13 protein-coding genes and 1 tRNA gene are annotated in these 12,734 nt (G+C 63.5%); 6 read left to right on the top strand and 8 right to left on the bottom strand.

Annotated features, from left to right (window positions below):
* Nucleotides 1–130: 130 nt before the first annotated feature.
* Complete coding sequence (locus KIH45_RS13540; RefSeq protein WP_213176571.1) at nucleotides 131–499, top strand: hypothetical protein; 369 nt, start codon at nucleotides 131–133, stop codon at nucleotides 497–499.
* Nucleotides 500–604: 105 nt separating this feature from the next.
* Here KIH45_RS13540 and KIH45_RS13535 read toward each other — a convergent pair.
* Nucleotides 605–680 (bottom strand) — tRNA-Trp (locus KIH45_RS13535).
* A 110-nt stretch (nucleotides 681–790) separates the two neighbouring features.
* Between KIH45_RS13535 and aat the strand changes: the two genes are divergently transcribed.
* Nucleotides 791–1,516, top strand: coding sequence for a leucyl/phenylalanyl-tRNA--protein transferase (gene aat / locus KIH45_RS13530; protein ID WP_213176570.1), 726 nt, complete (start codon nucleotides 791–793; stop codon nucleotides 1,514–1,516).
* Here the strand turns inward: aat and KIH45_RS13525 are convergent.
* The 4 genes from KIH45_RS13525 to KIH45_RS13510 all read right to left on the bottom strand — a co-directional run bounded on the left by KIH45_RS13525 (nucleotide 1,447) and on the right by KIH45_RS13510 (nucleotide 3,544).
* Nucleotides 1,447–1,998: a DUF2155 domain-containing protein gene (locus tag KIH45_RS13525; RefSeq protein WP_337925490.1), complete on the bottom strand. Its 552-nt coding sequence runs from the start codon at nucleotides 1,996–1,998 to the stop codon at nucleotides 1,447–1,449. The genes aat and KIH45_RS13525 overlap by 70 nt on opposite strands.
* A complete protein-coding gene (locus KIH45_RS13520) occupies nucleotides 1,995–2,393 on the bottom strand; it encodes an NADH:ubiquinone oxidoreductase subunit NDUFA12 (RefSeq protein WP_213176569.1) in 399 nt (132 codons plus the stop codon). Before KIH45_RS13520 ends, KIH45_RS13525 begins: the two co-directional genes overlap by 4 nt.
* Nucleotides 2,394–2,489: 96 nt before the next feature.
* Nucleotides 2,490–3,005, bottom strand: coding sequence for a DUF192 domain-containing protein (locus tag KIH45_RS13515; RefSeq protein ID WP_213176568.1), 516 nt, complete (start codon nucleotides 3,003–3,005; stop codon nucleotides 2,490–2,492).
* Complete coding sequence (locus KIH45_RS13510) at nucleotides 3,005–3,544, bottom strand: regulatory protein RecX (protein WP_225899918.1); 540 nt, start codon at nucleotides 3,542–3,544, stop codon at nucleotides 3,005–3,007. The genes KIH45_RS13515 and KIH45_RS13510 overlap by 1 nt, the downstream gene beginning before the upstream one ends.
* A 235-nt stretch (nucleotides 3,545–3,779) precedes the next feature.
* Here KIH45_RS13510 and KIH45_RS13505 point away from each other — a divergent pair, with 235 nt between their 5' ends.
* Nucleotides 3,780–5,531: a fatty acyl-AMP ligase gene (locus KIH45_RS13505; RefSeq protein WP_213176567.1), complete on the top strand. Its 1,752-nt coding sequence runs from the start codon at nucleotides 3,780–3,782 to the stop codon at nucleotides 5,529–5,531.
* A gap of 75 nt (nucleotides 5,532–5,606) precedes the next feature.
* Here the strand turns inward: KIH45_RS13505 and KIH45_RS13500 are convergent, their stop codons facing one another.
* Complete coding sequence (locus KIH45_RS13500; RefSeq protein ID WP_213176566.1) at nucleotides 5,607–6,002, bottom strand: MAPEG family protein; 396 nt, start codon at nucleotides 6,000–6,002, stop codon at nucleotides 5,607–5,609.
* A 16-nt stretch (nucleotides 6,003–6,018) separates the two neighbouring features.
* Complete coding sequence (locus KIH45_RS13495; protein WP_225899917.1) at nucleotides 6,019–7,590, bottom strand: DUF389 domain-containing protein; 1,572 nt, start codon at nucleotides 7,588–7,590, stop codon at nucleotides 6,019–6,021.
* Between the two features lie 153 nt (nucleotides 7,591–7,743).
* Here KIH45_RS13495 and KIH45_RS13490 point away from each other — a divergent pair, with 153 nt between their 5' ends.
* Nucleotides 7,744–9,609: a glycoside hydrolase family 15 protein gene (locus KIH45_RS13490; protein ID WP_213176564.1), complete on the top strand. Its 1,866-nt coding sequence runs from the start codon at nucleotides 7,744–7,746 to the stop codon at nucleotides 9,607–9,609.
* A 45-nt stretch (nucleotides 9,610–9,654) separates the two neighbouring features.
* Nucleotides 9,655–11,271 (top strand): peptide ABC transporter substrate-binding protein, encoded by a 1,617-nt coding sequence (locus KIH45_RS13485; RefSeq protein ID WP_213176563.1) that lies wholly within the window; start codon nucleotides 9,655–9,657, stop codon nucleotides 11,269–11,271.
* A 34-nt stretch (nucleotides 11,272–11,305) separates the two neighbouring features.
* Here the strand turns inward: KIH45_RS13485 and KIH45_RS13480 are convergent, their stop codons facing one another.
* Nucleotides 11,306–11,437 (bottom strand): Entericidin EcnA/B family protein, encoded by a 132-nt coding sequence (locus KIH45_RS13480; RefSeq protein ID WP_213176562.1) that lies wholly within the window; start codon nucleotides 11,435–11,437, stop codon nucleotides 11,306–11,308.
* Between the two features lie 124 nt (nucleotides 11,438–11,561).
* Between KIH45_RS13480 and KIH45_RS13475 the strand changes: the two genes are divergently transcribed.
* Complete coding sequence (locus KIH45_RS13475; RefSeq protein ID WP_213176561.1) at nucleotides 11,562–12,662, top strand: transporter substrate-binding domain-containing protein; 1,101 nt, start codon at nucleotides 11,562–11,564, stop codon at nucleotides 12,660–12,662.
* The last annotated feature ends 72 nt before the right edge of the window (nucleotides 12,663–12,734 follow it).

Genomic DNA, 12,734 nt, shown 5'->3' with positions numbered 1-12,734 from the left:
GTTCATCTGCAATTCACGGCAAAAATCACGATGTCCGGATCGAGTGTCGCGGGGCGTTCCCTCCCCCCCTCCCTTGCGTCCCGCGGCACCAGCACCTCTCAAAGGGGAAATTCGGGAAAGGACATCATCCATGAAGATCATCGCAGCATCCGCGCTTGCCGCGGCCGCCCTCCTTCCGTTCGCGGCTCAGGCTCAGGAGACAGAACCGACCGTTGCCGCAGGCGCATCGGTCGAGGCCAAGGCCGAAGCGCCAGGCACCGACATCTCGGCATCGGCAAGTGACCTCTCCGTCGTTGCCAAGGACAACGGCATGGCCAAGGCCGACGCTGCCAAGGCCGAAGGCTCGGTCACGACCGAAGTGCCCGCATCGACCGCACACACCGCGCATGACCATGCCGCAATGGCTGGCGCAAAGGTCGGCCAAGAGGCCGGGATGCACGCCAAGGTCGAAAAGCCCGAAGCGGCCGCCAACGCCAAGGCAGACGTCGCGGGCAAGTAAGCCGCGGCTTTACAATCAGGTCCCTGGGGAAGGGCGCGCGGGCACAGGCCTGTGCGCCCTTCTGCGTTCAGGCAGGGGCGTCGGCGTCGCGATGTTTTGGGAAAGTGGCAGGAGTGGCAGGATTCGAACCCGCGGCCCTCGGTTTTGGAGACCGATGCTCTACCAACTGAGCTACACTCCTGCGGGTGGAGCGGCCTCTATCGCCCTTCGCACCGGCTGACAAGCGCCTCTTGCAAGGAAATTGGCGAGGCACCGTGACAAGCCCCCGAACGCGGGGCATATTCGCCCCCGATGTCGACCGGCGCGCCTCCCGACAAGTCACACGCGGTCATCGCGCCCGACCTGCTGCTGCTCGCCTATCGCAGCGGCATCTTCCCCATGGCCGAAAGCCGCGACGATCCCGAGATCATGTGGATCGAACCGCGCGAACGCGCGATCATTCCGCTTGACGGGCTGCAGGTCTCGCGCTCGCTGGCCAAGGAGCTGAAGCGCGACCGCTTCACCATCACCTGCAACCGCGCCTTCGGGCAGGTCATGGCCGAATGCGCCGCACCGCGGCCCGACGAGGACGGGGAGGAAGGCGAAAGCTGGATCAGCGACCGCATCGTGGCGAGCTACACGCTGCTGCACCGGCTGGGCCATGCCCACTCGGTCGAAGTCTGGGATGGCGAGAAACTGGTCGGCGGGCTTTACGGTGTCTCGTTCGACCGGGTGTTCTGCGGAGAATCGATGTTCAGCCGCGTGTCCAACGCTTCCAAGATCGCCCTGTGCTGGCTGGTGGCGGCAATGCGCGAGGCGCGGATGGAGCTGCTCGACTGCCAATTCATGACCGCGCACCTTGCCTCGATGGGCGCGGTGGCGATGCCGCAGTCGGCCTATCTGGAAAAGGTGGAGCAGGCCTGCCGTCCGGCAGAGTTTGCGCCTTATCTGCCGCTGCCCGAAGCGTTTCAGGCGCTGGGCGCGGCCTCTTCCTCACCGGGGAAGGTCATCGCGCAGTCCTTGATCCACACGTCATAGATCGGATGCTCGACGACATTGAGTGACGGGCTGTTGAGGAACAGCCAGCCCGAGAAGACACGCGTCCAGTCCGGATCGTCATCTTCGCGGTCGTCGGTCGTGAATACCTGCACGAAAGCGCCTTCCTCGGGCTCGTTGTCCCACGGCGGGCGGCGTTCGCACGTTTTCAGGCGGATCAGCACGTCGTCGATGCGCTGCTCCTCGCCCGGCTTCAGGACGACATCCTGCGTCAGGTTGTTACGCTTGTTCAGAAGGCCCAGCGTCGCGACACGCTCTTCCAGCGGCGTGCCTTCGGGCAAAGTGCCGTCAGGCGCCTGTTCCTCGGTCGCGGCGACGGTTTCGTTCGCGACGGGCGCGGCGATGGATTCGTCGGTCTGGACGGCGGGGGTGCCGCCTTCTTCCGCCGGTTCTTCACTACAACCTGCCAGCAGCAGTGCCGCGCCAAGCGCGAGCGTTGCGGCCTTCAGGACGGGTCGGCTCACTGGTCGGGCGACCAGGCTTCGTAATCGCCGGTCGCACGCGCACGCACGCCGCCCTTTTCCAGCGCACCGGCAGGGCGATAGGCGCCTGCAGTGCCGGTGGCGTTGGGGGTGTAGTCGACCTCGAAGATGCGCGGCGGGGGCAGGTTCGATTCCGGAACCGAATCGAAGGCCCCGTGCAGCCATCCGTGCCATTCGGACGGAACGCGGCTGGCATCGTTGGCACCTTCGTAGATGACCCAGCGACGTTCACGCCCTTGCGCGTTGGGCTTCTTCGCACGGTAGTACTTGTTGCCCTGCGCGTCGGTGCCCACGTGCTCGCCGTGGCGGCTCGTGTTCATCATGGTCGTGAAGGTGGCGCCGTTCCACCACGTGAAGATCTTGCCGAGGATGCTCATGGTGCGTGTGCGATTAGCCGCAAGCGCGCGACCGTGCAACTGCAAGACGCACCCCTTTACGGCAATCTGCGCGCTTATCCCGTCGGAGCGGTGCCGTTATCCCGCGGGAGCAGTGAAAGAGACGCTGTCGCCCGGCTCAAGCCCCAGCTCCGCCGCGCGCCCGCCGGCCAGTTCCAGCACGTACATGACCGGCCCTGTCGAACGTACCGATTCCAGCGAATAGGGCTCTGCATTGGCGCCGATCGAATCGATCGTGCCGTCGACCTTCACGAAGATGATGTCGAGCGGGATGACCGTGTTCTTCATCCAGAAGCCCTGACGGCTCGGCTGCGAATCGGTGGTTGTGAAATCGAAGATCATCCCCTCGTCCGCGCCCAGTTCGGTGCGGAACATGAGACCGCGCGCGCGTTCCTGAGGGCTACCGGCATATTCGGCAGCGATCTCGTGGGTCTTGCCGTCGATCGTCAGCGTGACAGGTATGATGGCTAGGCCCGATACGGGATGGCGCGCAGCCGTCGTCTCGCTGGCGGCGGCCTTGGGCTGCTCAGCCGAAGGCGTGCAGCCTGCCGAAGCCATTAGGCCCAGCAGCACCGGGGCCAGGATCGATTTCATCAATATTCCTCTTCGTCTGCGTCGAGAGCATGGGCCCAGTCGCGGGCCGTATCCTGATCGGGCGCATCGACCAATTCGCGCGCCGCGTCCAGCGAATGTCCTGCGCGGATCATCGCCGCGACCTGTTTTTCGCGTACCGCCCTGTCGTCGGCCGGTGTCCCGTCTGCGCCAAATGGCCCGAACCGGCGTTTTTCGGCCATGCGCAGCGCGGCGTGGCGCCTGTCGGATTGCGAGATCTCGTGCCGGTCTTCGCCAGCAATGCCCGCCTGATCGAGCGCGGCGCCCACCCGCCTTGCGCCATATCCGCGGCGCAGCAGGCTTCCGGTGCGCACGCGTGCGAATTCCTCGTCGTCGACGTAACGCTTTTCGACAAAGCGGGATACGAGCGCGACGACATCGGGCGCAGGGGTGCCTTCCTCCTGCCCTTCCCAGCCGCGTTCGCGCAGTTTTCGCCTGCAATACCGCTCCAGCGCCTTCGCCGATGTGGCAAATCGCGCGACATAGGCGACGGCAAGCTCTTCCAGCATCGTCGGGGTCAAAGGCTTTCTTACCCTTGCAGCCCGCCTTTTCCGGGGATATTCGCCCTCGCTTCCATCCATCGCGCCATATTCGTGCCACACTCTCGTAACAATGGAAACGGCCTCACGGGTCGCAAGTGGTGGATGTAACGGTAAAAACGGCGACTGCACCGGGGGGAGCGAATTTCATGCCGTATTCATCAAGCGACAGGCTAGAGCGGCCGGATTTGCAATTGGACGGGAAAGCTTAGTTTTCATGACTCAGACCGCCCCCACGGCTGACACGACCCTCGTTCCCACGCCGAACGCGGATACCCTTCCGCGCCGGCTGGCCGACTTCGACACCTTTGCCGACGCGATCGATTACGCGGCCAAGGGCAATCGCGGCCTGAACTTCCACGACCCGCGCGGCAAGCTGACCCGGGTCTACACTTACGCCGAACTGCGCGAGGATTCGCTGGCGATGGCCCGCAGGCTGGTGGCCGCAGGCATCAAGCCCGGCGACCGCGTGGCACTGATCGCGGAAACCGGCACCGATTTCGCGGCGCTGTTCTGCGGCACGGTCTATGCCGGCGCGTGGCCCGTTCCCCTGCCCCTGCCGACCAGCTTCGGCGGGAAGGAAAGCTATATCGACCAGCTGGCCGTCCAGCTGCAGTCGAGCGATCCGACGGTCCTGTTCTACCCGGCAGAAATCGCCGCCATGACCGAGGCTGCGGCCCAGCGTCAGGGCTGTCAGAGCATCGACTGGAACTCGTTCGGAGAGCGTGAGGCCCCAGAGGTCGAGCTGCCCCAGCTGTCGCCCGACGACATCTGCTATCTGCAATATTCTTCCGGTTCGACCCGCTTCCCGCACGGCGTTGCCGTCACGCACCGCGCGCTGCTGTCGAACCTTGCCAGCCACTCGCACGGCATGTGCCTTGCCGAAAACGACCGCTGCATCTCGTGGCTGCCCTGGTATCACGACATGGGCCTTGTTGGCTGCTTCCTGTCGCTGATCGCGAACCAGGTTTCGGGCGATTACCTCAAGACTGAGGATTTCGCCCGCCGCCCGCTCGCATGGCTGGACCTCATCAGCCGGAACGAGGGCGATTCGATCTCGTACTCGCCGACTTTCGGCTACGACATCTGCGCACGCCGCATCTCCAGCCAGTCGAACGTTGCCGAACGCTTCGACCTGTCGCGCTGGCGGCTGGCGGGCAACGGGGCCGACATGATCCGCCCCGACGTCATGCAGGGCTTCGTCGACGCCTTTGCCGAGGCGGGTTTCAAGGCCAACGCCTTCACGCCCAGCTACGGCCTTGCCGAAGCGACGCTGGCCGTCACGATCATGCCGCCGGGTGAAGGTATCCGCGTCGAACTGGTCGAGGAAGAGCGTCTTTCCGGCACCCCGCGCGACCTGTCGCGTCCCGCCCGTTATCGCGCCATCGTCAATTGCGGCAAGGCCGTGAAGGACATGGAAGTCGTGATCCGGGGCGAAGACGGGCACGAACTTCCCGATCACCACATCGGCAAGGTCTGGTGCCAGGGCCCCAGCGTCATGCATTCCTATTTCCGCGATCCCGAAGCGACCGAGGCGTGCCTTGTCGACGGATGGCTGGATACCGGCGACATGGGTTACATGGTGGACGGGTATCTGTTCATCGTCGGCCGCGCCAAGGACATGATCATCATCAACGGCAAGAACCACTGGCCCCAGGATATCGAGTGGGCCGTGGAACAGCTGCCGGGCTTCCACCAGGGCGACATCGCGGCATTCGCAGTGCAGGCCGAAAACGGCGAGGAAGTGCCCGCCGTCCTCGTCCACTGCCGCGTTTCCGATCCGGTCGAGCGTGTGAAGCTGCACGACCAGATCCGCGACAAGGTCCGTTCGATAACCGGCATGAACTGTGTCGTCGAACTGGTCCCGCCGCGCACGCTGCCCCGCACGTCTTCGGGCAAGCTGAGCCGCGCGAAGGCCAAGAAGCTTTACCTGTCCGGCGAGATCGAGCCCTACCAGCTCGCCGCCTGAAATTATCGGTTGGAGAGGAGGGGCGGCCCCACGTAGGGCCGCCTCGATCTCTCCGGCCGGTATCCCGCCCCCGGATCAGCCCCAGAGAAGCGGCCAGATCACCATGATCAGGCCGATCATGCTGACGAGAAATACCAGCGTCCGCACAACCGGAATGCCTGCCCAGTAAAGCGGCAGGTAGACGATCCGCGCGCCCAGCCAGATCCAGCCGCCCAGCGCGGTCAAATCGCTCGTCTTGCCAGCGACCACCACGCCCAGCAGGCCGATGATCGCGATGGGCAGCGTTTCCTGATAATTGTCGCGCGCGCGTTCCAGCCGGCCGACGATAGGGTTCGCTGGCGGCAGATCCTCGTCCCGCGCGCCGGTGTTCCACTTCGTCCCGTACTGTTTCGTCTTGAAGTGTACCGCCGTGAAAATATGCACCAGCAGCAGGATCGCCGCATAGACGAGTATCCGGATCTCGATCGCCATCACTATTCTCCTGCCATCACTCTTCGGGCGTGAGGGTGTCGGGGGTTGCCCACGCTGTCCTTACAAGTCCGCTGTCGCGTCCCTGTTCCTCGATAACGACAGGCACCTGCTTTTCTTCCAGCGCCGCGCGGACCGGCGCGATGTCCCCTGCCCCGCCGACAATGCGCACAGGCGCGTTGATGCGCTGCGCCGACCACGCGATCAGGTCGACGGCGACTTGCCCCTCTGTCGTCAGGACGCGGCCTTCGGGCACAACGCCGTCCTCACCCGCTGCCGGAGCCTCGGTCCGAACGTCGGGCAGCGGGCCTGCGGGTGGCAGGAGCGTGACCTGCCAGCGCGGCACGCTTTGCGCGATGCGCGCCTCAAGCGCGGCGTAAGTCGCCAGCTTCGCCCCCGGCAACGGTACGGCAGTAACTTGCGCGCGGCGCGCCTCGCGGTCGACGAAGACGTCGGATTCCCGCACGCCCGAAATCAGCGCCAGTCGCCCGACAAGATCGCGCACCTCGCGGTCGTTGGCCGCCTGCTCGCGCGCACGGGCCGCGTTCAGTTCGGCCTGTTCGGCCGCTGTTGCGCTGGTCCCGACCTCGAACTGGTCGAGTGTCAGGGCGACGGGTGCCTCCATGATGCGGGCAAGACGGCGGGTCACGGCTTCCTCTGCACCGGAACGCAGTTCGGGCGTCAGGACCGTGGCCGACACCGCGATGGGTTCGGCGTCAAAGTCGATGTCTATCTGCGAGATACGGGCCCGTCCCGGAAAGCTGTCGAGAATGGCCGTATTGGCAAGCCGCTGCGCGTTCGATTCCTTCGCGATCGATACCAGCGACAGACCGAGCGGCACCGCGAGGCCAGCAAAGGCGATGATGACGAGCACGTCCTGCAAACGCGTCTGCTTGTCCGAAAGCTGGGTGTGAAAGCCGTAGAGCCGCGCCATCATCATCGCGGTAAGCGCAATGGTGATGAGGTTGGTGAAATACAGCAGCAGCGCGCCTGAAAAGACCGTCCAGTTAAGCGTCGCCAGACCAAAACCGACAACCGCGATCGGCGGCATCAAGGCGGTTGCGATGGCAACACCGACAACCGTGCCTTCGCGCCCGCGGATCATCGCATAGGCACCGGCAAGTGCGGAAAAGAACGCGATGAACAAGTCGAACAGGTTGGGCCGCGTGCGGGCCGCGATTTCGGGCGTCACCGTCTGCAAGGGCGAGATCGCAACGATCAGCGCAGTGAACAGCACGGCCAGCACCGTCCCCACGGCCAGTGCGCGCAGGGACTTTCGCATCCAGCCATAGTCGCCCGTGGCCAGCGCAAAACCCAGCCCCATGATCGGGCCCATGAGCGGCGACAGAAGCATCGCGCCGATGACGACGGCCGGTGACGACAGCAGCAGGCCCAGCACCGCGATGCCCGCCGACATGGCCAGCATGAACATGTAACGGGCAGAAATCACCGCTTCCTCGCGGCGGTTCTCGATCACGGTATTCTGGTCGACCGTGTTGATGACCGAATGTCGCCACCATAGCCTCAGCGACAGCAGGACGCCCATGAAACTTGTCTTCGCGCGGCGCGCGGCATCTGCCTGTTCTACCATCGACCTTCCATGCGGCGGGTTCATGCCCGCGCTTGTCCTGTCGCCGTTTTAACGAATGCCGACCGCCTGTCGAGAACGGCCCACCGTTGTGCAATGCAAAATTTTCGCAGCCCGCCCTTCACAGCGGCCCCCTTGTTCCTAAACTGAGACCGGATGACACAGCCGAATCATGACCCGCAGAGCCCGGCTCAGGGCCGCTCGCCAGAACATCCCGCCCACCTTGGCGACTATGCCAATCTCGAACTCTGGCCCATCGGCAATTGCCAGGCATCGGCGCTGGTCGACCGGCACGGCACGTTCACCTGGGCCTGCATCCCGCGCGTCGATGGCGATCCGGTGTTCTGCTCGCTTCTCGACAACGGGCGCAGCAAGGAAGACGCGATCGGCTTCTGGTCGATCGACATGGAAGGCGGCGGGGTCGTTGCGCAGGAATATATTCGCAACACGCCGATCCTGAAGACGACTTACGCCGACGATCACGGCAATTCCCTGGAAGTGCTCGATTTCTGTCCGCGCTATCGCGACAAGGGCCGCATCTATCGCCCCGTCGCCTTCGTGCGCGTCGTCCGCCCGCTCAGCGGCAGCCCGCGCATCCGCATGGCGCTGCGCCCTTCGGCGGAATACGGCGCACAAGTTCCCGAACGCAGTTTCGGGTCCAGCCACATCACCTTCAAGATTCCGGCCATGACGATGCGGCTGACGACCGATGCGCCCATCGGCCTTGTTCAGCAGGAAACGGCATTCCGCGTCGAGCGTCAGCTCCACTTCTTCTTCGGGCCGGATGAAAGTTTCTCGACCAGCCTGGAAAGCGGTATCGGCGACATGCTGTCGCGCACGGCCAAGGAATGGCGCCACTGGGTGCGAGGGCTTGCGATTCCGTTCGAGTGGCAGGACGCCGTCATCCGCGCCGCCATCGGCCTGAAACTGTGCCAGCATGAAGATACCGGCGCGATCGTCGCGGCACTGACGACCTCGATCCCCGAACATGCCGATTCCGGGCGGAACTGGGACTATCGCTACTGCTGGATCCGCGATTCCTATTACACGGTGCAGGCATTGAACCGTATCGGTGCGCTGGACGTGCTGGAAAGCTACCTGGGGTTCTTGCGCAACATCGTCGACAATGCGAACGGCGGGCACATCCACCCGATGTTCGACGTGCGCGGCAATCCCGAACTGCCCGAGGGCGAGGCAGAGCATCTTGCCGGTTATCGCGGCATGGGGCCGGTTCGCATCGGCAATGCCGCATGGTTCCAGATCCAGCACGACGCCTATGGCCAGATCGTCCTGTCCAGCGCTCAGGCCTTTGCCGACCGCCGCCTCCTGCGCATGAGCGGGGTGGAAGATTTCCGCCAACTGGAAAAGGTGGGCGAGCGTGCGCTGTCCGTCTGGGACCAGCCCGACGCAGGGCTGTGGGAACTGCGCAATTCCAGCCACGTGCACACCTATTCGGCCGCGATGTGCTGGGCCGCCTGCGACCGGCTGGCCCATGCCGCGCAGGAACTGGGCATCGAGGACCGCGAGAAATACTGGCGCGAAAACGCCGCGCGGCTTCGGGCAGAGATCATGGAAAAGAGCTGGAACGAGGAAGAAGGGCTTATCTCCTCCACTTTCGGCGGCAACATGCGCGATGCCTCGATCATCCAGCTTCTGGACCTGAGGTTCATCTCCAAGGACGATCCCAAGATCCATTCGACGCTGAAAGTGGTCGAAAAGTCGCTGCGTCGGGGCGATCACATGCTGCGTTATGACAGCAAGGACGATTTCGGCGTGCCGCACACCGCGTTCAACGTCGCGACCTTCTGGCTGATCGAGGCGCTGTCGCTGACCGGACAGGCCGAGGAAGCGCGCCGCCTTTTCGAGGTGATGCTCGACCGCCGAACGGGTGCAGGGATGTTGAGCGAAGACATCGATCCCAAGAGCCTTGAGTTGTGGGGTAACTACCCGCAGACCTATTCACTTGTGGGGATCATCAACTGCGCGGTCATGCTGACGAAGAGCTGGAACGAGTACCGCTAACACAGCCTTTGCGCGGCGCGCGCTTCGATCTGGGGGGATCGGGGAATGAAGCTATCGACCGGCGCGGCCCTTCTGGCCGTGGCAAGCTTTGCGCTGGGCGCATGTGGATCGGGCAAGACGACGGCAGACATCGCGGCTGAACAGGGCATCCTGCTTGTCGGCAACCAGGCCGAACCCAAGACGCTGGACCCGCATACCGATGCGGCAACGCCGGAATCGCGTATCGGCAATTCGATATGCGAAGGGCTTGTCCGCCCGCATCCTACCGATGACATGGACGTCGCGCCCGGTGCGGCGGCATCATGGTCCTCGGACGACCTGATTACATGGACCTTCAAGCTTCAGCCCGAAGGCAAATGGTCCGACGGAACGCCAGTCACCGCACAGGATTTCGTATTCAGCTGGAAACGGGCCCTGACCCCCGCACTCGGCGCCTCCTATCCGGAACTTCTCTATTTCATCAAAGGGGCAGAAGCCTTCAACAAAGGTAAGACGGACGATTTCTCGACGGTGGGGGTGCGTGCCATAGATGCCTCCACGCTGGAGGTCGAACTGGTCGGCCCCACCCCCTTCTTTCTCCAGCTCGTCAGGAATTACGGATACAGCCCGGTCCAGCGGGCCGCGATCGAGGCGAATGGCGCGATCGACGATCGCCGCAACGACTGGGCCGTGCCCGGCAAGTTCGTGTGCAACGGCGCCTTCACGCTGAAGGAGTGGCGCACGAACCAGTACGTCGAACTGGAAAAGAATCCGCAATACTGGGACGCCGACAACGTCACGCTGAACGGCATCCGCTTTCTGCCGGTCGAAAACGCGCAGACCGAAACGACGATGTTCTTCGGCAACCAGCTGCACATGACGGCCGCGATGCAGATGGGCAAGTTTCCGGCGCTGAAAGAGAGATACCCCGACCTCGTCCACAGCCATCCGATTCTGGCCACGACCTACCTTGCCATCAACACGCAGAAAGGCGCGCTGAAGGATCCGCGGGTACGCAAGGCACTGTCGCTTGCCATCGACCGGGAAACCCTGACGGAAAAAGTGCTGAAAAGCGGTTCTGCACCCGCAAGTGGTGTCGTGCCGCAGGGCATCCCGAGATATGCGCGCAGCACGGCGCCGCTTTTCGACCCCGAACGCGCGCGCGAATTGCTGGCAGAGGCTGGATACCCTGACGGCCAAGGTTTCCCGCCGACCGAGCTTCTGACCATTTCAAGCGAGGATCACCGCAAGCTGGCCGAAGTGACCCAGTTCATGTGGAAGAAGAACCTCGGCATCGAGGTCGCGATCTACAACCAGGAATGGAAAGTCTACCTCGACAGCCTGAATTCGCACGACTTCGACATCAGCTATGCCGCCTGGGCCGCAAACTACGCCTATCCGACCACGTTCATCGACAGTTTCGTGACGGGCAGCACCTATAACGCCATGCAGTGGAGCAATCCGCAGTTCGACAGCCTGATCGCGAGGATCAAGACCGCTCCCACACGCGAAGCGCAGCTGGCCCTGTCCCAACAGGCGGAGGACCTGATCGCGGACGAAGTACCGGTTATCCCGATGTACTGGCGCCAGCGAAACTATCTCGTGCAGGAAAGGGGCGGGGGCGTGGTGGCGCGCCCGATGAACATGCATTCCTATCAGGACATGTGGTTCAAGCCGGAATGACCGGCCCGAACCACGATGGCCTGATAACAACCGATCAGTTGATGGCTTCTTCGCCGGCGCGGCCGACCGAGCCGATGTCTTCGCCGAGGCCCTTGACGGTGTTGCAGGCCGTAAGGCCGAGGACGACGGCAGCAAGTGCGGCACCGGTTGCGATTTTGCGGATCATGGTTCGTGTTCTCTTCGTGAAATGGTGGCCGACTATAGGCCGGATCGCCATTTCACGGAACATTCATTGCGGGCAGATGAACCGGCGGGCTTGCAACCCCTTCTGTTTGCGGCATGATCGCGGCATGGATCGCACGACGAGCCCCTCTGGCCGCAGCTTGCCCGCAATTCTTGCCGCCTTGCTGGCCTTTCTCGCCCTCCTCTCTCCCACTGTCGCAGCGGCGCAGGATGGCGACCAGATGCGCATCGCCACGCGAGAGGCTCCGCCTTTTGCGATGAAGGGCGATGATGGCCGTTGGGAAGGGCTGGCCATCGAACTATGGCGCGCAGTCGCGGACGCCAATGGCTATGAATACAATTTCGAGGAAGCAGACCTCAACGACATGATCGGCGGCGTCGCTGCGGGCGATTACGACGCCAGTGTCGGTGCGCTCACCATTACGCAGGCCCGCGAACAGGACGTGGATTTCAGCCACCCGTTCTATGCCACCGGCTTTGGCATAGCGGTGCGCAAGGAACCGACCTCCTATTTCACGCTGATCGGCAAGTTCTTTTCGTGGGATTTCCTGAAGACCCTGGCCGTTCTGGTTGCCATGCTGACCGTGGTGGGCGTCCTGTTCTGGCTGGCCGAGCGGAAGCGTAATTCCGACGAATTTGCCGAAGACGCCAAGGGCATCGGATCGGGTTTCTGGTTCGCCGCCGTCACGATGACCACCGTGGGTTATGGAGACAAGGCGCCGCGCACTCCGGCTGGCAAGATCGTCGCGCTGATCTGGATGTTCACGGCCCTGCTGATCATTTCGACCATCACCGGCATGATCGCATCGTCGCTGACGGCGGACCGGCTGGAAGGCGCGGTCACGGGGCCGGGCGACCTCGACGGCGTGCGCGTTGGCTCCGTCATGGATTCGGCGGGCGAGGAATGGCTGGCCCGTGACGGCATTGCCTCCACCGGCTTTTCCGAAGTGTCCGGCGGGTTGCAGGCATTGGCCAGCGGAGAGATCGATGCTTTCGTGCACGACGATCCGCTGCTGCGCTATTCGGTCGGCCGCGGAAATCAGGGCGACTTGCGCGTTTTGCCCGGATCGTTCGGGCGGCAAGACTACGGCATCGCCCTTCCCGAAAGCAGCCCGCTTCGCGAAAACGTCAACATCGCGCTGCTACGCCATATCGAAAGCGACAAGTGGCTGGCCCACATTACACAGCAACTGGGGCAGGCCGACTGAAGTATACGTCCGGCAGTCCTTGAATTACGTGTCTTACATAGCTAATACAGTCAATGAACCACAAGGGCGGAC

The sequence above is a fragment of the Croceicoccus gelatinilyticus genome (assembly GCF_018398395.1).
Classification (GTDB): Bacteria; Pseudomonadota; Alphaproteobacteria; order Sphingomonadales; family Sphingomonadaceae; genus Croceicoccus; species Croceicoccus gelatinilyticus.
The sequence above is the reverse complement of the archived record's forward strand: the minus strand, read 5'-3'. Positions and strand labels throughout refer to the sequence as shown.